Source organism: Nonomuraea sp. NPDC003727 (assembly GCF_053586935.1).
In genome coordinates this window covers 500,560-521,666 of record NZ_JBSFNE010000002.1, presented here as the reverse complement: position 1 = coordinate 521,666, position 21,107 = coordinate 500,560, and the positions used below count along the sequence as shown (strand labels likewise).

Annotated in this window: 22 protein-coding genes; 11 read left to right on the top strand and 11 right to left on the bottom strand. The window is 71.8% G+C overall.

Features of this window, described 5'->3' with window-relative positions:
• The first annotated feature begins 91 nt into the window (after nt 1-91).
• The 4 genes from ACWDLG_RS07700 to ACWDLG_RS07685 are packed head-to-tail and all read left to right on the top strand — an operon-like array spanning nt 92 to nt 4,177.
• On the top strand, nt 92-955 hold the full coding sequence (locus tag ACWDLG_RS07700; protein ID WP_354906795.1) for a MurR/RpiR family transcriptional regulator: 864 nt from the start codon (nt 92-94) through the stop codon (nt 953-955).
• Nucleotides 956-958: 3 nt separating this feature from the next.
• On the top strand, nt 959-2,395 hold the full coding sequence (ngcE, locus tag ACWDLG_RS07695; protein WP_449917097.1) for an N-acetylglucosamine/diacetylchitobiose ABC transporter substrate-binding protein: 1,437 nt from the start codon (nt 959-961) through the stop codon (nt 2,393-2,395).
• A gap of 1 nt (nt 2,396) precedes the next feature.
• On the top strand, nt 2,397-3,293 hold the full coding sequence (locus tag ACWDLG_RS07690) for a carbohydrate ABC transporter permease (RefSeq protein WP_354906793.1): 897 nt from the start codon (nt 2,397-2,399) through the stop codon (nt 3,291-3,293).
• Nucleotides 3,293-4,177, top strand: a complete 885-nt coding sequence (locus ACWDLG_RS07685; protein ID WP_354906792.1) for a carbohydrate ABC transporter permease — start codon at nt 3,293-3,295, stop codon at nt 4,175-4,177. The genes ACWDLG_RS07690 and ACWDLG_RS07685 overlap by 1 nt, the downstream gene beginning before the upstream one ends.
• 16 nt (nt 4,178-4,193) lie before the next feature.
• On the opposite strand, the gene ACWDLG_RS07680 is transcribed toward ACWDLG_RS07685, so the two are convergent.
• The 3 genes from ACWDLG_RS07680 to ACWDLG_RS07670 form a co-directional block, all read right to left on the bottom strand.
• Nucleotides 4,194-4,457, bottom strand: a complete 264-nt coding sequence (locus ACWDLG_RS07680) for a hypothetical protein (RefSeq protein ID WP_354906791.1) — start codon at nt 4,455-4,457, stop codon at nt 4,194-4,196.
• A 52-nt stretch (nt 4,458-4,509) separates the two neighbouring features.
• On the bottom strand, nt 4,510-4,890 hold the full coding sequence (locus tag ACWDLG_RS07675) for a VOC family protein (protein ID WP_354906790.1): 381 nt from the start codon (nt 4,888-4,890) through the stop codon (nt 4,510-4,512).
• Nucleotides 4,891-5,021: 131 nt separating this feature from the next.
• The gene (locus tag ACWDLG_RS07670; RefSeq protein WP_449917094.1) at nt 5,022-5,987 is read right to left on the bottom strand and encodes a LysR family transcriptional regulator; all 966 of its coding nucleotides are present in this window, start codon (nt 5,985-5,987) and stop codon (nt 5,022-5,024) included.
• Between the two features lie 213 nt (nt 5,988-6,200).
• On the opposite strand from ACWDLG_RS07670, the gene ACWDLG_RS07665 reads away from it, so the two are divergent.
• Nucleotides 6,201-8,144 (top strand): HelD family protein, encoded by a 1,944-nt coding sequence (locus ACWDLG_RS07665; protein ID WP_449917091.1) that lies wholly within the window; start codon nt 6,201-6,203, stop codon nt 8,142-8,144.
• Here ACWDLG_RS07665 and metE read toward each other — a convergent pair.
• Nucleotides 8,110-10,248, bottom strand: a complete 2,139-nt coding sequence (metE, locus tag ACWDLG_RS07660) for a 5-methyltetrahydropteroyltriglutamate--homocysteine S-methyltransferase (RefSeq protein WP_449917088.1) — start codon at nt 10,246-10,248, stop codon at nt 8,110-8,112. The two genes, ACWDLG_RS07665 and metE, sit on opposite strands and share 35 nt — an antisense overlap.
• A 45-nt stretch (nt 10,249-10,293) precedes the next feature.
• Here metE and ACWDLG_RS07655 point away from each other — a divergent pair, with 45 nt between their 5' ends.
• Nucleotides 10,294-11,127 carry a LysR family transcriptional regulator gene (locus ACWDLG_RS07655; protein ID WP_354906786.1) on the top strand — a complete coding sequence of 278 codons (834 nt, stop codon included), beginning with the start codon at nt 10,294-10,296 and terminating at the stop codon, nt 11,125-11,127.
• Here ACWDLG_RS07655 and ACWDLG_RS07650 read toward each other — a convergent pair.
• Nucleotides 11,069-11,794: a DNA alkylation repair protein gene (locus tag ACWDLG_RS07650; RefSeq protein WP_449917085.1), complete on the bottom strand. Its 726-nt coding sequence runs from the start codon at nt 11,792-11,794 to the stop codon at nt 11,069-11,071. The two genes, ACWDLG_RS07655 and ACWDLG_RS07650, sit on opposite strands and share 59 nt — an antisense overlap.
• A complete protein-coding gene (locus tag ACWDLG_RS07645; RefSeq protein WP_354906784.1) occupies nt 11,791-12,456 on the bottom strand; it encodes a TetR/AcrR family transcriptional regulator in 666 nt (221 codons plus the stop codon). Before ACWDLG_RS07645 ends, ACWDLG_RS07650 begins: the two co-directional genes overlap by 4 nt.
• Before the next feature lie 97 nt (nt 12,457-12,553).
• On the opposite strand from ACWDLG_RS07645, the gene ACWDLG_RS07640 reads away from it, so the two are divergent.
• Nucleotides 12,554-13,690, top strand: a complete 1,137-nt coding sequence (locus tag ACWDLG_RS07640; RefSeq protein WP_449917082.1) for an acetyl-CoA C-acetyltransferase — start codon at nt 12,554-12,556, stop codon at nt 13,688-13,690.
• Here the strand turns inward: ACWDLG_RS07640 and ACWDLG_RS07635 are convergent.
• Nucleotides 13,687-14,157, bottom strand: coding sequence for a MarR family winged helix-turn-helix transcriptional regulator (locus ACWDLG_RS07635; protein ID WP_449917079.1), 471 nt, complete (start codon nt 14,155-14,157; stop codon nt 13,687-13,689). The two genes, ACWDLG_RS07640 and ACWDLG_RS07635, sit on opposite strands and share 4 nt — an antisense overlap.
• Before the next feature lie 88 nt (nt 14,158-14,245).
• On the opposite strand from ACWDLG_RS07635, the gene ACWDLG_RS07630 reads away from it, so the two are divergent.
• The 3 genes from ACWDLG_RS07630 to ACWDLG_RS07620 all read left to right on the top strand — a co-directional run bounded on the left by ACWDLG_RS07630 (nt 14,246) and on the right by ACWDLG_RS07620 (nt 17,005).
• On the top strand, nt 14,246-14,659 hold the full coding sequence (locus tag ACWDLG_RS07630; RefSeq protein WP_449917076.1) for a DoxX family protein: 414 nt from the start codon (nt 14,246-14,248) through the stop codon (nt 14,657-14,659).
• 161 nt (nt 14,660-14,820) lie between these two features.
• On the top strand, nt 14,821-16,329 hold the full coding sequence (locus tag ACWDLG_RS07625; protein ID WP_449917074.1) for a glycoside hydrolase family 3 protein: 1,509 nt from the start codon (nt 14,821-14,823) through the stop codon (nt 16,327-16,329).
• 4 nt (nt 16,330-16,333) lie between these two features.
• Nucleotides 16,334-17,005, top strand: coding sequence for a pentapeptide repeat-containing protein (locus tag ACWDLG_RS07620; RefSeq protein ID WP_449917072.1), 672 nt, complete (start codon nt 16,334-16,336; stop codon nt 17,003-17,005).
• Nucleotides 17,006-17,097: 92 nt separating this feature from the next.
• On the opposite strand, the gene ACWDLG_RS07615 is transcribed toward ACWDLG_RS07620, so the two are convergent.
• The 4 genes from ACWDLG_RS07615 to ACWDLG_RS07600 are packed head-to-tail and all read right to left on the bottom strand — an operon-like array spanning nt 17,098 to nt 20,306.
• A complete protein-coding gene (locus tag ACWDLG_RS07615) occupies nt 17,098-18,126 on the bottom strand; it encodes an NAD(P)H-dependent flavin oxidoreductase (RefSeq protein WP_449917069.1) in 1,029 nt (342 codons plus the stop codon).
• Nucleotides 18,123-18,806: a CoA-transferase subunit beta gene (locus ACWDLG_RS07610; RefSeq protein ID WP_449917067.1), complete on the bottom strand. Its 684-nt coding sequence runs from the start codon at nt 18,804-18,806 to the stop codon at nt 18,123-18,125. The genes ACWDLG_RS07615 and ACWDLG_RS07610 overlap by 4 nt, the downstream gene beginning before the upstream one ends.
• Nucleotides 18,793-19,566, bottom strand: coding sequence for a CoA transferase subunit A (locus tag ACWDLG_RS07605; protein ID WP_449917573.1), 774 nt, complete (start codon nt 19,564-19,566; stop codon nt 18,793-18,795). Before ACWDLG_RS07605 ends, ACWDLG_RS07610 begins: the two co-directional genes overlap by 14 nt.
• Nucleotides 19,567-19,574: 8 nt before the next feature.
• The gene (locus ACWDLG_RS07600; RefSeq protein WP_449917064.1) at nt 19,575-20,306 is read right to left on the bottom strand and encodes an enoyl-CoA hydratase family protein; all 732 of its coding nucleotides are present in this window, start codon (nt 20,304-20,306) and stop codon (nt 19,575-19,577) included.
• A 45-nt stretch (nt 20,307-20,351) separates the two neighbouring features.
• Between ACWDLG_RS07600 and ACWDLG_RS07595 the strand changes: the two genes are divergently transcribed.
• Nucleotides 20,352-21,095, top strand: a complete 744-nt coding sequence (locus ACWDLG_RS07595; protein WP_449917062.1) for an SDR family oxidoreductase — start codon at nt 20,352-20,354, stop codon at nt 21,093-21,095.
• Nucleotides 21,096-21,107 lie beyond the last annotated feature (12 nt).

The window sequence follows — 21,107 nt, the reverse complement described above, 5'->3', positions numbered from 1 at the left end:
CCGTTACGCACGTGTCACATCCTGGGTCTTGACGCGACCTCATTGCAAGAATAATTTTCGCCGCAAGGTCCGGTATTCGGAAGGAATATTCGTGCCATCTGGTGCCCTCGGCCGCGTCGAGACGGAACTGCCCGGTCTGCCGGAAGCCCTGCGCAGGGTGGGCGAGGTGATTCTGGACGATCCCGCCGAGGCCGCCAGGTCCACGATCGTCGAGCTGGCCGAGCGGGCGGGCAGCTCACCCGCCACCGTGACCAGGTTCTGCCGGGCGTTCGGCTTCTCCGGCTACGCCGAGCTCCGCGTCGTGCTCGCGACCGAGACGGGCAGGGCCGCCCAGGCCGGCTGGGGTGCCGGGGTCGGCCAGGACATCGGCCCCGACGATCCGCTCGACGCCGCCGTCGAGGTGATGGCCGCCGCCGACGCACGCCTGATCCAGGACACCGCCGCCCAGCTCGACCTGGCCGTCGTCGGCCAGGTCGCCGACGCGATCGTCGCCGCCCGCCGGGTGCTGCTCGTGGGCGTCTCCACCAGCGGCGCGGTGGCCACGATGTTCGAGGGACGGCTGCGCCGCATCGGCGTTCCGTGCTGGAGCTCGGGCGACGCGCACGTCTCCCTGTCGGACGCGGCGCTGCTCGGGCAGGGCGACGTCGCGATCGGCATCTCGCACCGGGGCCGCACCCGCGAGGTCATGGAGGCCCTGGCCGAGGCCCGTACCCACGGCGCGATCTGCGTCGCGGTCACCTCCTTCGCCCGCTCACCCCTGGCCGAGCTGGCCGACCTGGTGCTCACCACGGCCAGCAGGGAGACCACGTTCCGTCTCGGCGGCCTGGCCGCCGTGCACTCGCAGCTGTTCGTGCTGGACGCCGTCTACGTGGCGGTCGCCCAGCAGACCTACGAACGCACCAATCAGGCCTTCGAACTGACCATCAAGGCCGTGGAGAGTCATCGACTGGAGTAGCCCATGCCGAACACCCCCCAGTTCACCTCCCAGAACACCCCCCAGATCACTCGCCGTCAGCTTCTCCGCAGTGCCGTCCTCGTCCCCGCCGCGGGCGCGCTGGCCGCCTGCGCCACGCCCGCCCCGCCGGCCGCCACCTCGGCCCCCGCCGCGGCCGTGCCCACCAGCGCCGCCAACCCGTTCGGGGTCGCGGCCGACAAGCCGCTGGAAGTCTGGATCTTCGACGGCGGTTTCGGCAGCGCGTACGCCAAGGACATCCACCAGCCGCTGTTCGCCGCCAAGTACCCCAAGGCGCAGATCAAGCACAACACCACCAAAGAGATCACCAAGGTCCTCCAGCCCCGTTTCGCCGGCGGCAACCCGCCCGACGTCATCGACAACTCGGGCGCGAACGCCATGGACTTCGGCGCCCTCGCCCAGGACGGCCAGCTCCTCGACCTGACCCCGCTGCTCGACGCGCCAACATGGGACGACCCCGCGGTCAAGGTGCGCGACGCCATCGACCCCGCCGTGATCGACATCGGCACCTATGACGGCAAGTTCAGTGTGCTCGGCTATGTGAACTACATCTTCGGCATCTGGTACTCCAAGAAGGCCTTCGACGAGAACGGCTGGCAGGCGCCGAAGACGTGGGAGGAGTTCGTCGCGCTCTGCGAGGCCGTCAAGAAGTCCGGCAAGATGGCGCCCTTCACCTACGCGGGCAAGTTCCCCCAGTACCTGTACGAGGCGTTGCTGACCATGGCGGCCAAGATCGGCGGCAACGAGGTCCTGGTCAACATCGACAACCTCGAGGACGGCGCGTGGACCACCGACGCCATGAAGCAGTCGGCCACCCGGTGGGCCGAGGTGGGCGCCAAGTACCTCATGGAGGGCACCGCGGGCCTCGACCACGTGCAGACGCAGACCGCGCAGAACAAGTACGAGGTCGCCATGCTGCCCTCCGGCTCCTGGCTGGAGAACGAGCAGAAGGACACCACACCGGCCGACTTCGCCTACCAGATGTTCGCCATCCCCGACGTCACGGGCTCCGACAAGATGCCGTACGGCACGCTGCACTCCCAGCCGGGCGAGAACTTCATCGTGCCCGCCAAGGGGGCCAACCCGCAGGGCGGCATGGAATACCTGAGGGCCATGCTGTCGAAGAAGGCCGCCGGCGACTTCAGCGAGCTGGTCAGGACCGTCTCGGTGGTCAAGGGCGCCGGCGAAGGCCGGGCGCTGTCGCCGGGCGTCAGGAGCGCCTCCGACGCCGTGGCCGCCGCGGGCGCCAACACCGTCTACTGGCGCTGGGAGCGCTGGTACGCCCAGCTCAAGGACGAGGCCATCGCCGCCACGGGGCAGCTGATGAGCGGCGGGCTGACCGCCGACAAGTACCTGGAGCGCATCCAGAAGAAGGCCGACGAGATCAAGAAGGACTCCTCGATCAAGAAGTACTCGCGCTGACATGCTGCGCCGTCGCCTCTTCATCGCCTCCTTCCTCGCGGCGCCGGTCACGCTCTACCTCGTCTACGTGATCGCGCCGTACCTGCAGGCCTTCTACATCGCGATGACCGACTGGCGCGGCGTGTCCGCCGCGCCGCGGTTCGTCGGCCTCGACAACTTCCGGCGGCTGCTCGACGACGGGATCTTCTGGAAGGCCGTGTCGCACAACGCGCTGCTGCTGGTGCTGCTGCCGCTCATCACGATCGTCGTGGCGCTGTTCTTCGCCTTCCTGCTGAACGTGGGCGGCAAGGGGATCACAGGAGTGGCCGGGTCGAAGGTCTACCGCGTGGTGTTCTTCTTCCCGCAGGTGCTGGCCGTGGCCGTGGTCGCGGTGCTGTTCCAGCAGGTCTTCCGGCCGGACGGCAGCGGCATGCTGAACGGCCCGCTGATGGCGCTCGGCCTGCCGCCGGTGGGCTTCCTGTCCGACCCGTCGATCGCGTTCTGGTCGGTGCTGGGCGTCATGGTCTGGCAGGCGGTCGGCTTCTACGTGGTGCTCTTCTCCGCCGGGCTGGCCTCGATCCCCGGCGACATGTTCGAGGCCGCCCAGATCGACGGCGCGGGACGCCTCTCGCTCTTCTTCCGCATCACGCTGCCGCTGCTGTGGGACACCGTCCAGGTCGCGTGGGTGTACCTCGGCATCCTGGCCCTCGACGTCTTCGCCATCGTCTGGGTGATGACCGACCAGCACGGCGGTCCCGACTTCTCGACCACCGTCATGGCCGCCGAGATCTACCGCAACGCCTTCCAGTACTTCCGCTTCGGCTACGCCTCCGCGCTCGGCGTCGTCATGTTCTTCTTCACCATCGGCTTCGCGATCCTGGCCCTGCGCCTCTCGCGTCGGGAACGAATCGAGTACTGATGTACCTCTCGCGCAAGCGTCTCGCGGTCGAGCGGCGCCGCAGGCTCGGGCCGCTGTCGGTGCTCACGCACGTGGCCCTGCTGGTCTGGACGGTCCTGGTGGTGGTGCCGATCCTGTGGACCTTCCTGGCGTCGGTCAAGAGCGAGGACGAGATCTTCGGCGACGCGTGGTCGCTTCCGGCCGCCGTCCGGTGGGACAACTTCGCCAGGGCGTGGGAGCAGGCCCACATCGGCCAGTACATGCTCAACAGCGTCATCGTGGTGTCGTTCAGCACCTTCGGCACGATGCTGCTGGGGTCCATGGCGGCCTACGTGCTGGCCCGCTATCCCTTCCGCGGCAACCGCGCCTTCTACCTGCTGTTCGTCTCCGGCCTGGCCTTTCCGGTCTACCTGGCGCTGACCCCGCTGTTCTTCGTGGTGCAGAACATGGGCCGGGTCATCCCCTTCGTCGGCCTGAACACGCACGCGGGCCTGGCGCTGGTGTACATCGCCTACTCGCTGCCGTTCACCGTGTTCTTCCTGGCCGCCTTCTTCCGCACCCTGCCGACCGCGGTCGCGGAGGCGGCGCTGGTGGACGGCGCCTCGCACACGCGGGTCTTCTTCCAGATCATGCTGCCGATGGCCAGGCCGGGAATCGTGAGCGTCACGATCTTCAACGTGCTCGGCCAGTGGAACCAGTACCAGCTCCCGCTGGTCCTGCTGCAGGAGCGCGACAAGTGGGTCCTCACCCAGGGCATCGCCGACATCTCCACGGCCGCCGGCTACGACCAGGACTGGTCGGCGCTGTTCGCCGCGCTGACCCTCGCCATCCTCCCCATGCTCGTCGTCTACACCGTCTTCCAACGGCAGATCCAGACCGGCCTGACCGCGGGCGCGCTCAAGTAGCGGTGCCGCGCCGCGCTCAGTCCGGCGGCTCGATCTGCTCGTCCACGCGTGACTGCGCGGTCGATCCGTCCCACAGCCGTTCCCGGTGCGCGGCCTGCTCGGGGTCGCCCTCGGCGGCCCCCTCGCCGTGACCGGGGCGGACGGGCGCCGCCTCGGCCTCGGCCACGACCTGGGCGTCGCGCTGGTCCACCTCGTCCGGGTAGTCGTCGTCGTTCAGCGCCCGGTCCACACGCTCGGCCGCCTCTTCCCCCGTGTACCTGGGATCAGGTGTCTCGCTCATGACGGTGCAGCTACCCACCAACCGGATGAAACACCATCACCCCGACGCGGATTCAGGACGGTAGTTGCTGCAGTGTCCAGGTGTTGCCGTCGGGGTCGCTGAACCAGGCGTAGGAGACCGTCGGCTTGCCCGGCGCGGTCATGTCCTCCACCTCGCCGATCTCCAGCCCTCTGGACACCAGCGCGGCCCGCGCGGCGTGGATGTCGGAGACCACCAGGTGCAGCCCGCGCACCACGCCGGGCGCGGTGTCGACCAGGCCGGTCCCGATCGCGATGGAGCAGGCCGAACCCGGCGGCGTGAGTTGCACGACCCTGAACTCATCGCTCGGCGAGAAGTCGAGGTCGCAGACGAACCCGGCCTTCTCCACGTAGAACGCCTTGGCGCGGTCGACGTCCGAGACGGGGACGGGGATCAGTTCGAGCTTGAGGTCCATGTGCGCTCCTGACGGTCCTGGCAGGGGAAGGCTCCCCGCCGGGAGCCGCTCCCCAGTGTGATCGCCTTCGCGCCGCCTTGACAGGCGTTCGGCGCGATCCAGAGAGCGCGCCGCTCACCGCCCCGCGCCGCTCACCGCCCCGCGCCGCTCCGCCCCGCGCCGAGCAGCGCCTCGTCGGCGGCGGGCAGCCAGGAGCCCGCCGGGCGGTGCATCCACCCCTCCTCCTCGGCGACCGCCCGGAAGAGCGCGGTCAGCCCCGGATGCCGCAGCCCAGGCCGGTGCACCAGGCTGACCAGCGACAGCGGCACGGGGTCGACCAGCGGCCGGACCGTGACGCCGTCGATCTCGCCCCATCCCATGCTGGTCAGCACCGCCTCGCCGTGCCGCCGCATGTAGACCAGCAGTTCTTCGAGCCCGATCGGGGGCGCGTGCGGCTCGGCGACCGTCAGGCCGAACTCCTCGGCCAGCAGCGTGCCCAGGTCGGTCCACTCGGTGGTGTTGGGGTTGCCGCCCATGACGTCGAGCGGGTAGCCGGCCAGCACGCCGAGCGGCACCTGCTCCAGCCGCGCCAGCGGGTGCCCCTCGGGCAGGATCACCGCCATCGGGTGCAGCCTGACGGGCACCTGGACCAGGCGCGCCCGCGTCTCGGCCGCCAGCCCCGCGAAGCGGCCGAACGACACGTCGGCGGCGCCAGCCAGGATCGCCGCCGCCCCGGCGGACAGCCCGCCGTGGAAGCGCGCCACGATCTCCGCCTCGGGAGCCAGCTCGCGCGCCCTGACCAGGTAGCGAGGCAGCGCCGCGCCGGGGCTGTTGAGGTCGACGAGCAGCGGCCCCGCGGCCCCGCGCATCGCGCTGACCAGCTCGTCGTGGACGGCCAGCAGCCGCCTGGCCAGCGGCGTCAGCCTGACGCCCGCCTCGGTCAGCTGGACCTGCCGGGTCGACCGGGTGAACAGCACCACGCCCAGGTGCTCCTCCAGGCGGCGGACGTCGCGGCTGAGCGCCTGCTGCGCCAGGTAGAGCCGGGCCGCGGCACGGCCGAAATGGAGCTCCTCGGCGACCGCGACGAACACCCGCAGGAGCCGGGGGTTGATGTCCACCGCCCAAGATTAACCACAGAAAGGCGTTAATCCGGACGGCAAAGGTGTTGGACGCCCTGTGCGGTTCGGCGGAAGCCTGGAGGGCATGGTTCTCCGTTTCTTCCGCTCCTTCGGGCTCGCCCCGGCACAGGCCTTCACGCTCCTCTCGCTTCCGCAGGGCGGCCTTTGGCTTCCGTGGCCGAGTTAAAAACGTAACTGAGTTACACTTATGGGATGACCGAACTCGAGACCGAGCGCGCCTACGTCGGCGACTGCAGGAAAGGGCTCCAGCGGATGCTCGAGGGCGCCCGCGACACCGTCATCGTGGGAGAGACCGTCGCGGGCGACCGCTACAGCGCCGAGCGGCTGGGCCGCCACCTCAAGAGCCTGGCCAAGGAGCTGAGCGAGGCCCCCGACGGACCTCCCTTCTTCGGCCGCCTCGACCTCGAGGACGGCCGCCGCCACCACATCGGCCGCCGCCACATCTCGGGGGAGACCGGCCACCCGCCGCTCGTGATCGACTGGCGGGCGCCGGTCTCCACCGCCTTCTACCGCGCGCACGCGGGCGACAGGCGCGGCGTCCGCATGCGCCGCAGGTACGGCTGGGCCGACCTGACCCTCACCGGCTTCGAGGACGAGCACCTCGACGGCCGCCCCCAGGCCGCCAGCGCGATCCTCGCCGCCGAGATCGAGCGGCCCAGGGTCGGGCCGATGCGTGACATCGTCGCCACCATCCAGCCCGAGCAGGACGAGCTGGTCAGGGCCGAGCTGGACCGGTCGATCTGCGTGCAGGGCGCCCCTGGCACCGGCAAGACGGCCGTCGGCCTGCACCGGGCCGCCTACCTGCTCTACGCCCACCGGCAGCGGCTCGACCGGCACGGCGTGCTCGTCCTCGGCCCCAACAGGGCCTTTCTCGGCTACATCGGCGCGGTGCTGCCCGCCCTCGGCGAGGTCGACGTCGAGCAGACGACGGTGGACGACCTGCTCCAGCGGGTCCGCGTGACGGGCACGGACTCCGTCGAGGCCGCGACCGTCAAGCACGACGAGCGCATGGCGGCGGTGCTCAGGAAGGCGCTGTACGGGCGGATCGCCAAGCCGGCCGAGCCGGTGGCGGTGCGCGACGGGGCCTTCGTGTGGCGGGTCCAGCAGGAGGACCTGCGGCGGATCGTCGACGACGCGCGGCGGGCGGCGCTGCCGTACCGGACGGGGCGGGAGCGGGTGCTGTCGCAGACGGTCGCGCTGGTCAGACGCCAGGCCGAGCTGCGCGGCCGCACCGCGACCGCGGCCTGGACGCGCGCGATGACCAGAGGGGTGACGGCCGCGATCGACGCCGTGTGGCCGAACGTGAAGGCGGAGGAGGTGCTGGCCGGGCTGCTCGCCGACCCGAGCGGCCCCGCCGACGGCATCCTCACCGCCGGGGAGCAGCAGGTCATCACCCGCGCGCGCACGCGCTGGACGGCGGCGGACGCGGTGCTGATCGACGAGCTCGACGGATTGCTCGACCGTCCGAAGGGCTACGGGCACGTGATCGTGGACGAGGCGCAGGACCTGTCGCCGATGCAGTGCCGCGCCATCGCCCGCAGGAGCGAGTACGGCTCGCTGACCGTGCTCGGCGACCTGGCCCAGGGCACCACGCCGTGGGCCGCGGCCGACTGGGCCGACCAGCTGAAGAACCTGGGCAAGCCGGACGCCACGGTGATCGCGCTGACGACCGGGTTCCGGGTGCCCGCCGCGGTCGTCGAGCTGGCCAACGGGCTGCTCGACGACCTGGGCGCCGACGTGCCGCGCACCCGCTCCTTCCGGACGGAGGGACAGCTCCTGCTGCGGCCGGCCGGCCAGGCGGCGGCGGCCGTCACCGCGGCCATGGCGCACGAGGGCTCGATCGGGGTGATCGCGGCCGACCGAGACCTGCCCGGCCTGGTGACGCGGCTGCGCGCGGCGGGCGTGGACCTCGCGCCGGTCGACGAGCCCGGCGCGAGGGTCACGGCGGTGCCGGCGAGCATGGCCAAGGGGCTGGAGTACGACCACGTGGTGGTCGTCGGCCCCGAGGCCATCGTCGCCGCGGAGCCGCGCGGCCTGAACCGCCTCTACGTGGCCCTCACCCGGGCGGTCTCGCGGCTCGACGTGGTCGGGCCGCTGCCGGTCACCCGGTCCGGCGCAGCGCGCGGGCCGCGCTGACCACGTTGGCCAGCGACGCCTCGACCTGCTCGTAGGTGCGGGTCTTCAGGCCGCAGTCCGGGTTCACCCACAGCCGCTCGGCGGGCAGCACCTCGAGCGCGGCCCTGAGCAGCGCGGCCACCTCGTCCTCGGCCGGCACGCGAGGGGAGTGGATGTCGTACACGCCCGGCCCCAGGCCGCGGGAGTAGCCGCCCACGCCGCCCAGGATGCGCGCTCCCGACCTGGCCGACTCGATCGTGGTCACGTCGGCGTCCAGGCCGTCGATCGCGGCCAGGATCTGGTCGGCGTCCGAGTAGCACAGGTGGGTGTGGATCTGGGTGCGGTCGGCGGCCACACAGGTGGCCCTGCGGTAGGCGGCCACCGCCCACTCCAGGTAGTCCGCCTGGCCGCTCGCGCGCAGCGGCAGCAGCTCGCGCAGCGCCGGCTCGTCCACCTGGATGACGGAGATGCCCGCCGCCTCCAGGTCGCGCACCTCCTCGGCGATGGCGTCGGCGACCTGCCAGGTCACCTCGCGCAGCGGCAGGTCGTCGCGGACGAACGACCACGCCACGATCGTGACCGGCCCGGTCAGCATGCCCTTGACCGGCTTGCCGGTCAGCGACTGCGCGTAGCCCGCCCACCGCACGGTGATGGGGGCGGGCCGGCGCACGTCGCCGTGCAGCAACGGCGGCCTGGTGCAGCGCGAGCCGTACGACTGGACCCACCCGTGCCTGGTGACGGCGAACCCGTCGAGGTGCTCGGCGAAGAACTGCACCATGTCGTTGCGCTCGGGCTCGCCGTGGACGAGCACGTCGAGGCCGAGCCGTTCCTGGAGCCTGATCGCGCGCTCGATCTCCTTCTCCACCAGTGCCTCGTAGTCGGCCACCGGCAGCGTCCGGTCGGCGCGGGCCGCCCGCAGCTCGCCGGTCTGGGGGAAGGAGCCGATCGTGGTGACCGGCAGCGGCGGCAGGCCGAGATGCTCGGCCTGTGCCCTGGCCCGCACCGGGTAGGGGCTGCGGGCGGGTGGCGCGGCGCTCTCCCGGCGCGGCGGGGCCGCCTTCTCCTCGGCCGCCGGGGTGGCGCCCTCGGCGAACAGCCGCGCCAGCGTGGCCACCTCGGCCACCTTCTCCTCGGCGAACGCCAGCCGCTCGCGCAGCTCGGGCGCCAGCTCGTCCTCCACCGCCACCGTGTACGGCACGTGCTGCAGCGAGCACGAGGTGCTCACCACCACCCGCTCCGCCCGTACGGCACGCAGCGCCTCCAGCGCCCCGGCCGGAGCGGTCCGCCACACGTCACGCCCCGACACCACGCCGGCCACGACCGTCTTGCCCGGCAGCGCGGGCACCCGGCCGCCGCGTACCAGGTCCACCCCGATCGCCTCGACGGGCGTGGCCGCCAGCACGGGCAGCGCCTCGCCGAGGTCGCCGAAGTAGCTCGCCACCAGCAGGCCAGGCCTGGCCGCCGTCGACCCGAGGCGGTCGTAGGCGGCCCGCACCGCCGCCAGCTCGGCCGGAGTCCGGTCGCCGACCAGCGCCGGCTCGTCGAGCTGCGCCCACGCCACCCCTTCGGCGGCCAGCGCCGACAGCAGCTCCTCGTAGCAGTCCAGCACCTCGCCGAGCCGGTCTAGCGCGCCGGCCAGCAGCAGGAAGGTCACCGGGCCGACCACCACGGGCCGCGTCTCGAACCCGAGCGCCCTGGCCTGCCGTACCTCGCCGAGCGGCTTGGCGGCGTCCAGCTTGAAGACGGTGTCGGGCCCGATCTCCGGCACGATGTAGTGGTAGTTGGTGTCGAACCACTTGGTCATCCGCAGCGGCGCCAGGTCCTGGGTGCCGCGGGCCATCGCGAAATAGGGGTCCTCGGCGTCCCTGTAGCGCTCGGGCACCGCGCCGAGCAGCACCGCCGTGTCGAGCACCTGGTCGTACAGCGAGAAGGTGTTGGAGGGCAGCCCTTCCAGCCCGAGCTCGGCCAGCCGCCGCCATGTCCGCTCGCGCAGGTCGGCGCCCACCCGCTCCAGCTCCGCGCGGCCGGTGCGCCCGTCCCAGTACGCCTCGAGGGCCCGCTTCAGCTCGCGGTTCGGCCCGATCCGCGGATAGCCCAGGACGGTGGACGAAGGAAAAGAAGTCATGGGCTCACCGAACACGGGCGGCCGGCCCGGGTGCATCATGAATTGATGCTGCTTATGCTTCGGGAGATCCAGTGTTTCGAGCGCGTCGCCGCGCTGCGGAGCTTCTCCCGTGCGGGCGCCGAACTGGGGATGTCGCAGCCCGCGGTCAGCCAGGCCGTCACCCGCCTGGAGAAGGCGCTGAACATGCGGCTGTTCGACCGGTCGGCCCGCGCGGTGCGGCTGACTCCCGAGGGCACGGCGCTGCTCGGCCCCGCGCACCAGGTGCTCGACAGCGTGCGGTCGTTCGGCCATGAGGCGGCCCGGCTGGCCAGGCCGGTCATCCATCTGGCTTATCCACCGCTGGCGGGGCCGCTCGTGGCGCGCATCGCCCGGAGGCTCGCGGGACGCGGGATCGCGGTCGAGCTCCTGGCGGCCGGGCGCGGCGCGGCGGCGAAGGCGCTGGACGCGGGCGAGGCGTCGGCGGCCATCGTGGCCGTTCCCGCGCCGCCGAGGTTCGTCACGGGCGCCCGGTTCCACGTCAGCGTCGACCGGCTGGCCGTACCGGTGGACCACGCGTGGCGGTCCAGGGTCACGGCCGCCGAGCTGGGCGGCCGTGACGTGCTGATCCCCGGCGGGCGCTGGACGGGACTGCCGGGCAGGCACCGGCAGGTGGCCGACGACGACTTCGCCGCGGCGCTCGACCTGGTCGCCGCGGGAGCGGGGCTGCTGCCCATCCCGCAACTGGTCGCCAGGACCGTGCGCCGCGACGACATCAGGTTCGTCCCGCTGGAGGCGGGGGAGCTGCGCCTGACCTACACGCTGGCGTGGGCGGGGGAGGCGGTCACGCCGGAGCTGATGGCCCTCGTCCAGGCGGTGCAGCAGGCGTTGTGGACGCGGTGACGTTCTTCAACGCCTCGCGCCGGCTCAGGCCGCTGATGCCCTTGGCCTCGACGTAACGGACGACCTCACGGGGGTTGGTCTTGGCGTACTCGCGCAGCGCCCAGCCGATCGCCTTGCGGGCGAAGAAGTCGATGTCGGACAGGCTCGGCTCGATGCAGGCGTAGAGCAGCGCCGTGTCGGTGCGTTCCTTGAACCTGTTCTGGGCCAGGATCGCGGTTCGGCGCTTCCACAGGTTCTCCGTGTGCGCCCACTCCAGCAGCAGCGGCCGCATCGCGCCGGGGTAGGCGGCCAGCAGCCCGCCCACCCGGTGGGTGGCGATCTCGTCGACCAGGTCCCACCACGCCCCCGAGACGACCATCTCCTCGTACATCGGGACGGTGTAGAGGGTCTGGTAATCCCGGTAGTGGCGGGAGCCCGACAGCTCGATCGCCGCGTAGCGCTCCTCGCGGAACTCCGCCTCCCGCCACAGCTCCAGCACCGCGCGCCGCCACTCGGGCGCGCTCTCGACGCGGTGCTCGGCGAAGACCCGCTTCAGCGCCGCCTTCCTCGGCACGGACTGCACGCCGAGGAAGGGCATCTCCGACTTCATGTACGCCTGCATGGCCGGAGCCTTGTCCGGCTCGGCGATCTCCCGCAGCGCCAGCCGTACCGCCTTGGCGAGGCTCATGCCTGGGACTGGGTGGTCCGCTCGCCGGTGGCCAGGCCGTCGAAGAGCACGGTGATGTAGTGCTCGGCCAGGCCCGTGGTGTTGAGCCTGCCCCCAGGCCGGAACCAGCGCACCGCCACCCAGATCGTGTCGCGGATCATGCGGTAGGTCAGCTTCGGGTCGACGTCGGCGCGGAACTGCCCGGCCGCCTGCCCCGCCTTGATCTGCCGCACCCACATCTGCTCCACGTCGTCCTCGGCCTTGACGAGGTAGTTGAAGCGGGGGAACTGGCGCAGGTAGTTCCAGTCGTTCTGCATCACGGTGATCGCGGCCCGGTGCGGCTCCAGCGTGCCGAACCCGATGCGGACCATCTCCGACAGCACCGTGCGTGGGTCGCCGCCGCTCTCCTGGGCCGCCCGGTAGCGGGCGATCAGGTCGTCGAGGAAGGTGGACAGCACCTCGTCGACGATCGTCTCCTTGGAGTCGAAGTGGTGGTAGAGACTTCCTGAGAGGATGCCGGCCTCGTTGGCGATCTCGCGAACGGTCGTCGCCTGGAAGCCCTTGCGTGCGAAGATCTCCGCGGCGAGCTTCACGAGGTGGTCACGGCGCTCGGAGGCCGATCCCGACGCGGCGGCGCGCTTGGTCTTCGGCGGCGCGGCGGTCGGGTTCTTTCGCGTTGTCACGCCTCCATTATGGGCCTTTGCGCAATCGCTTGTTCACCGAACACCCGCAGCTCACCGGCGGTTCCTATGCGAACCAAGCGCTTGCTAGGATTCTGCCATGAGCGAGGCCTACATCGTCGGCGCGGTCAGGACCCCCGTGGGGCGCAAGAACGGCGGCCTGGCCGGGGCGCATCCCGCCGACCTCGGCGCCCACGTCATCACCGCGGTCCTGTCCGGCGTCGACCCCGCGGCGGTCGACGACGTGATCTTCGGCTGCGTCGACACGGTCGGCCCCCAGGCCGGCGACATCGCCCGCACCTGCTGGCTCGCGGCCGGTCTGCCGGAGGAGGTGCCGGGGGTGACCGTCGACCGGCAGTGCGGTTCCTCGCAGCAGGCGCTGCACTTCGCGGCCCAGGCGGTGCTCTCGGGCACGGCCGACCTGGTGGTGGCGGGCGGCGTGCAGAACATGAGCATGGTCCCGATCTCGTCGGCCATGACCTTCCCCGGATTCGACACGCCGTTCTCCGGCTCGAAGGGCTGGGCGGCGCGGTACGGCTCGCAGGAGATCTCCCAGTTCGCCGGCGCCGAGCGGATCGCCGCCTCGTGGGGCATCACCCGCCAGGAGATGGAGGCCTTCGCCCTCACCTCGCACGAGCGGGCCCTGCGCGCCATCGACACCGGACGGTTCGCCGGGCAGATCGTCCCGTACGAGGGCGTCGCTGTGGACGAGGGCCCGCGCAGGGACACCTCGCCCGAGAAGATGGCGGCGCTGCGCCCGCTGCTGCCCGACGGGTCACTGACGGCCGCGCTGTCCTCGCAGATCTCCGACGGGGCCGCCGCGCTGCTGGTCGCCTCCGAGCGGGCCGTACGCGAGCACGGGTTGCGGCCGCGCGCCCGCGTCCACCACCTGTCGGTACGCGGCGCCAACCCCGTCGTCATGCTCGACGCGCCCATCCCCGCCACCGAGCACGCGCTGGCCAGGGCGGGCATGTCCATCGGCGACTTCGACGCGGTCGAGATCAACGAGGCGTTCGCCTCCGTGGTGCTGGCCTGGCTGAAGGCGACCGGGGCCGACCCCGCGATCGTCAACCCCAACGGCGGCGCCATCGCCCTCGGTCACCCGCTGGGCGCCACGGGCGCGGTGCTGGCGGTGAAGCTGCTGCACGAGCTGGAGCGCACCGGCGGACGCTACGGCCTGCAGACCATGTGCGAGGGCGGCGGCCAGGCCAACGTCGCCATCGTCGAGCGCCTCTAGGAGGGCAGGGAGGGGCCGCGCATCGCGTGGCGGGCCTTGCCCATGGCCGCCGTCATCGCCTCCAGCTCCTCGGGGGTGAGCAGGTCGATGAGGAACCTGCGCACCACCTCGACGTGTCCTGGCGCGATCTCCTCGAGCAGCCCCGCGCCCGCCTCGGTGAGCACCGCGAGCACGCCCCTCTCGTCGGCGGGGCAGGTGGTGCGCTCCACCAGGCCGCGCTTCTCCAGCTGGGCGATCTGGTAGGTCAGCCCGCTCTTCGACACCACCACCCCGCGCGCCAGCTCCGTCATCCGCATCCGCCGCTCGGGGGTGGCCGCCAGCAGGGTGAGGATCTCGTACTGCGGATGCGTGAGGCCCGCCGCGCTCTTCAGCTGCTCCTCGATGCGCCTCTCCAGCAGGTGCGAGGCGACCAGGAAGGCCTTCCAGGCGGCCATCTCCTTCGCCTTCAGCCATCGTGTTTCGCTCACGTTCGCCAGTCTATGAGTTGTTCGGATTTGAACGACTGCTTAGGATGGGATTGTTCAAATCCGAACAACAATGACGGAGGCATCCACCATGGCCCGATCGATCACGCTGCTCCTCGCCAGGCTGGCCATCGGGGTCACCTTCCTGCTGCACGGCTGGGCGAAGTTCACCTCCATCGGCATCTCGGGTGTCAGCGCCATGTTCGAACAGGCCGGTGTCCCGCTGCCGGCCCTGGCCGCCCCGGCCGTGGCCCTGCTGGAGGTGGCGGGCGGCGTCGCGCTCATCGCCGGCGCCGCGCTGCCGGTGGTGGGGGTCCTGCTGGCCCTCGACATGGTCGGCGCGATCGTCTTCGTCCACCTGCCCAACGGCTTCTTCGCCGACAAGGGCGGCATCGAGCTCCCGCTCGTCCTCGGCGCGGCCTGCCTCGCGCTGGCGTTCACCGGCGGGGGAGTGCTCGCGGCCGACGGCCTGTGGCAGCGCCGGAAGGAGACCGTCGCGGCGTGAGGCCTGCGCGCAGGGTTGCCGCGTTCGACAGGGGCGGATCCCGCCGGCCGGAAGTGGTCCGTACACTTGCCGGGTTCGTTACCGAGGGTCGTGGGGCCGGGCGTGCTGACGTCCGAAAATGACTCTAGAAAATAGGAAACTTTCCTATTAGATTTCGAGTCATGCCCAACCCTGGCCGCGACTTGCTTCGCCTTGCCGACTCCGTCATCCTCCCCGGATTCGTGGGGACGACGCCCCCCGACTGGCTCCGCCGCCGGCTGTCCGGCGGCCTGGCCGGGGTCGTGCTCTTCTCCCGCAACATCGCCGACCCCGCCCAGGTGGCGGCGCTGACGTCGGCGCTGCACGCCGAGAACCCCGCGGCGCTGGTGGGCGTGGACGAGGAGTCCGGCGAGGTGACCAGGCTCGAGGTCGCCCAGGGGAGCAGCCGGCCTGGCAGCTACGCGCTCGGCGTGGTCGACGACGTCGCGCTCACCGAGGAACTGGCCCGCGACCTCGGGCGTGACCTCGCCGCGGCGGGGATCACGATCGATTTCGCCCCCTCGGCCGACGTGAACTCCAACCCCGGCAACCCCGTCATCGGCCTGCGCGCCTTCGGCGCCGACCCCGAGCTGGTGGCCAGGCACACCCGGGCCTTCGTCAGAGGGCTGCAGGCCACCGGCGTGGCCGCCTGCGCCAAGCACTTCCCCGGCCACGGCGACACCGCCGTCGACTCCCATTACGGCGTGCCGGTCGTGGCCGGAGAGATCGAGGAGCACCTGTCGCCCTTCCGCGCCGCCATCGACGAGGGCGTGCGGGCGATCATGACGGGCCACCTGCTCGTCCCCCGCTACGACGACCAGCGGCCCGCCACGCTCAGCCCCCACGTGCTGACCGCTCTCCTGCGCGAGGAACTCGGCTTCGACGGCGTGGTCATCACCGACGGGATCGAGATGGCGGCCGTCTCCGGCGCGTACGGCGTCGGCGGCGCGTCGGCCATGGCGATCGCCGCGGGCGCCGACGCCATCTGCGTCGGCGGGGAACGGTCGGACGAGGCGACGGCCGTCGAGGTGCGCGACGCGATCGCCCACGCCGTCCTGGAGGGCAGGCTGCCCGAGGAGCGCCTCGCCGAGGCCGCGCGCAGGGTCACGGGCCTCGGCGCGTGGTCGGCCGCGACCAGGGCGGCGCAGCGCGCCCGCGGCGGGGCCGAGGAAGGGCACGCGGTCGAGGGCGAGATCGGCCTCATCGCCGCCCGCCGCGCCGTCAGGGTCACCCGCAGGACGGCCGCGCGGGTCCTGCCGCTGACCGTCGCGCCGCAGGTCGTCGAGTTCTCCCCGGAGATGAACCTGGCCATCGACAAGGGCACGCCGTGGGGTGTGGGCGAGCCGCTGAGCAAGCTCCTGCCCGGCACCACCGTCACCAGGCTCACCGCCGAGGAGTCGCGCGCCGCCGTCCTCGAGAACCTGATCAGGGCCGCCACGGACCGCCCGCTGGTGATCGTCGCCCGCGACGCCCACCGCCACCCGTGGCAGGCCGAGGCGATCAGCCACCTGCTCACCGCCCGCGCCGACGCGGTGGTGGTGGAGATGGGCCTGCCCGAACGCGCCGACCTCGGCGCGGTCCACATCGCGACGTACGGCTCGGCCAGGGTCTGCGGCCAGGCCGCCGCGGAGGTGATCACCGGTACCCTCTGACGTCGTGGACTTCGACGGCGAGGACCTCTCCCACCTCTCGATGACCGACCGCCTCCCCGCGGACGAGCCGCACGTCTTCCGTGACTGCGACCTCACCGCGACCGACTTCTGGGGCGCGTCGCTGGCCGGGGCCAGGTTCGAGTCGTGCGTGCTGGAGCAGACCGACTTCCGCAAGGCCGACCTCGACGGCGCGGTGTTCACCGGTGGGGGAGGGCTGCGGACCAGGTTCGCCGACGCCGACCTGCTCGACGCCGTCTTCACCGACGTCGACCTGTCCTCGGCGCACTTCGGCGGCGCGCTGCTCACCGACGCCGCCTTCACCGGCTGCCGGATGATCGGCGCGTCGCTCACCGGCTCGAGGGGCACCGGGTTCACCCTCGCCCGCTCGAACCTGACCATGGCCAACCTGGGTGGCTGCTCACTGCGCGGTCAGCGGCTCGACGGCATCAGGTTCGACGACGCCGACCTGTCGGGGTGCGACTTCACCGAGGCCGTCCTCAGCGACTGCCGCCTGGTCGGCACGAGGGTGCTCCAGACCGTCTTCGCCAAGGCCGACCTGCGCGGCGCCGACCTCGGCCAGCCCGACGACGCCAAGCTGCGCGCCCTGTCCGGGGCGATCATCAACCAGGCGCAGGCCAACGCGATCCTCGCCGCACGCGGCCTCACCGTGGTGTGAGCCCGCCCCCGGCACCGGATGGCGTGCGCCCGTGCGAGCTCACCGTGGTGTGATCCCGCCCCCGGCACCGGACGGCGTGAGCCCGTGCCGGCTCAGCGCGGTGTGAGCCGGCGCAGCGTCTCGTCCGCCTCGGCCATGATCCGCCCGATCAGCTCCTCGCACGAGGGCAGGTCGTCGAGCACGCCGACCACCTGCCCCGCCGCCATGACGCCGAGATCGGTACGGCCGTCGACCATGGCCGCCCGCAACAGCATCGGGGTGTTGGCCGCCTGCAGCACCTGGGACCAGGTCAGGTCCCTGCCCTTCCGCATCCCGCGGCCCTCGGCCAGCAGGTGCGGCCAGGACAGCCCCGACAGCCGCTTGAAGCGGGCGGCGTTGACGACCGCGCGCAGCAGGCGGGCGCGTTCGAGCGAGGCGACGAACGGCGTGGCGAGCACCCGGTGCGGCACCCCGTCGACCTTGCGGGTCACGAGCGTGTCGGTGGCCTCCAGGTAGAGCCGCTTCACCTGGTCGGGTACCGGGGAGTCGGAGGTGAGCAGGAAGCGGGTGCCCATGGCGATGCCCGCCGCGCCGTACGCCATGGCCGCCACCAGGCCGCGGCCGTCGAAGAAGCCGCCCGCGGCGACGACGGGGATGTCGACGGAGTCGACGACCTGGGGCAGGAGCAGGGTGGTGGGGATCGGCCCGGTGTGCCCGCCGCCCTCGCCACCCTGGACGATCACCGCGTCCACCCCCCACGCGGCGACCTTCTCGGCGTGGCGGCGCGCGCCGACGGACGGGACGGTGACGACGCCCGCCTCCTTCAGTCTGGCGATCAGCTCCCGGCGCGGGGCGAGGGCGAAGGAGGCGACCCTGACACCCTCGCGGATCATGACCTCGACGCGTTCGTCCGCGTCGGCGGCGTCGGAGCGGATGTTGACGCCGAAGGGCGCGTCGGTGCGCTCCTTCACCTCGCGGATCGCGGTCGTCATCTGGCCCAGGGACATGGTGGAGGCGGCGATGACGCCGAGGCCGCCCGCCGCCGAGGTGGCCGCGGCCAGCCGGGCACCCGCCACGTAGCCCATGCCGGTCTGCACGATCGGGTACCGGCAGCCGACCAGGTCGGTGAGCGCGGTTCTCACAGCGACTCGCCGCGCAGGCCGCCGGGGTCGAGCGTCTCCAGGATGCGGCGCTCCTCGTCGGTCGGCAGGCGGGTCGTCGGCACGTCAGGCGGAACGGCCAGCTCGAAGCCCGTCGCCGCCACCACCTCGGCCACGCTGACTCCCGGATGGACCGAGACCAGCCGCATCGACCCGTCGGGGGCGCCCAGGTCGAGCACCGCCAGGTTCGTCACCACTCTGCGGACCATCGGGCCGCCCACGCCGGAGACCATGTCGACCTTCTCGACGAACACCCGCGGGCCGTGCCGGGGGATCCAGTAGCTGGTGGGGCAGCAGATGGTGTTGCCGGGCGCCCCCCGCACGCCCAGGAGCTGGGCCTTCGGCCGCTCCCACGGGCCGATGCAGGAGATGTTGGTGTTGCCGTGCCTGTCGATCTGCGAGGCGCCGAGGAACACGTGCCGCCTGCCGTTCAGCACCAGCCACAGGTGGTCGCGGACGGGCAGCCAGCCCTCCACCACGCCGGGCGCGTCGCCGGTCAGCAGGCACACGCCGTCGGTCGTGATCAGGTCGGGCTCGAACGTCATCCTGGCCAGGCGCGCGGCCAACATCGTGATCGGCCCGCCGATCCCGGCAGCCACGATCTCGCCGTCGCCCCTGAACGCCTCGGCGCAGGCGACCACGCACACATCAGCCCTGCTCATGGTGATACTCCTGCCACGGGGTCGTCGCGTATCGGCGCTGCTCGGTCTCGTCCCTGCCGTAGTCGGGCTCGCACGAGGTGAATCCCGCGCCTCCTGGCGCCTCGACCACGCCGGTCACGAACGACCTGCTGATCAGCAGCGACTGCACCGGCCCCTCCTTCAGCAGGTCGGCGCTGTCGACGAGCCGCTCGCAGGAGACGTAGCAGCTCGTGGCGGCCTTGGCGTAGAGGTCGTCGAAGTAGGGGTCGGGGCCGAGATACTGCGCGTTGCCGCGCCTGTCGGCCCTGTTGAGGTGCAGCAGCGCGACGTCCATGGTCAGCGCGGGCGCCGCGACCAGGTCCTCCTCCGTGTACGGCGAGCGCACGGTCCGCAGCTCGGGGTTGACGCGCATGACGTCGGAGCCGAGCCCCGCCCTGGTCGGCAGGAAGGGCAGCCGGTGCGCGGCGGCGAGCAGGCCGAACATGAACATGCCCTCGTCGTACTCGGTGAACTCGATCGCGCCCTGCTGGCGGGCGGTCCTGAAGTGCGGTTCGAGGGGGATGGTGTCGAGCGTCACGAAGGGGGCCACGACCTTGCGCACCTTGCCGGCGGCGCACAGCATGCCGACGTCGGCGCCGCCGTACGAGATGATCGTCAGGTCGGTGGCGGGCGCTCTGAGCAGGGCGCCGACCAGCGCCATCGGCTTGCGGCGCGACCCCCATCCGCCGACGCCGACCGTCATGCCGCTCTCGATCCTGGCCGCGACCTCGTCGGCCGTCATCACCTTGCTCACCGCAGGAACCTCTCCCTGTGTTCGTCGCCCGTGCCCATCAGATTCAGCTCGAAGGTGAAGCCCTGCTCGAAGCGGTAGCTGTGCTTGACGTCCACCGGGTCGATGCCGTTGAGCGACTCCTTGGCGCGCCTGATGACGTAGGGATCCTTGCCGGCGATCACGTCGGCCACCTCCATGGCGGCCTCGAGCAGCTTGTCGCGGGCCGTCACGCGCAGCACGGAGCCGAAGGCGTGCAGCTCCTGCGCGGTGACGTTCCTGCACGTGTAGACCATGGCGCGCACGAGGTGCTGCGGCACCAGCCGGGCCAGGTGGGTGGCCGCGCCGAGCGCGCCCCTGTCGACCTCGGGCAGGCCGAAGTAGGCATCGTCGCTGGCGACCACGATGTCGGCGTTGCCGGCCAGGCCGACGCCGCCGCCGAGGCAGAAGCCGTGCACCGCGGCGACCACCGGCACCGCGCAGTCGTACACGGCGGCGAACGCCTCGTAGCAGCCCCTGTTGGCGCCGACGAGCGCGGAGTGGCCCGCGCTCCGCTGCATCTCCTTGATGTCCACGCCCGCGTTGAACCCGCGGCCCTCGGCTCTCAGCACCACGACCCTGGTCCCGGGGTCCTGCCCCGCGGCGTGGACGGCCCGCGCCAGGTCGTGCCAGTCCCGCACTCGCAGCGCGTTGACCGGGGGGACGTCGACGACCACCTCGGCGATCGGTCCCGCCCGCAGCGTGATTCCCATGACGCTCCTGTTGTTACCTAACGCTTGCTTGGTACCGTAGCATCCGTGATCTCCTACGACTACACCGGCAAGGTGGTCCTGGTGACGGGCGGCACCAAGGGGCTCGGGCGGGGGATCGCCCGCGCCTTCCGGTCGGCGGGCGCCGAGGTGGTCGTCTGTGCCAGGACTCCGCCGGACGAACCCGTCGACGGGGCCGGTGTCCGGTTCGTCCGGGCGGACGTGCGCGACCCCGAGGACCTGGAACGGCTGTTCGGCGGGCTCGACCGGCTGGACGTGGTGGTCAACAACGCCGGCGGCGCGCCGTACGCGATGGTCGCCGGCACCTCGCCCCGCCTGCACGCCCGCGTCATCGAGCTCAACCTGACCGCGCCGCTCCTGGTGTCCCAGCGGGCGCACGCGCTGCTCGCCGCCACGAGCGGCGCGGTGATCATGATCGGCAGCACGAGCGGCACCCGCCCGTCCCCTGGAACCTCCGCGTACGGCGCGGCCAAGGCGGGCCTGCACCATCTGGCCGCCTGCCTGGCCGCCGAGTGGGCCCCCGAGGTCAGGGTGAACACGATCGTGGTCGGCCTGGCCAGGACCGAGAACGCCGGCGAGCACTACAGGGACAGGATCGAGCTCCTCAGCGCGACCATCCCGGCCGGGCGGATGGCCGAGCCGGACGACGTCGGCGAGGTGTGCCTCTGGCTGGCGGGTGCCCGTTACGTCACGGGGGCGCAGGTTCTCGTGCACGGGGGCGGCGAGACCCCTGCCTGGAAGTGGCTGGCATCTGATGAAATCTCCCGATAACCCAAGGAGGTC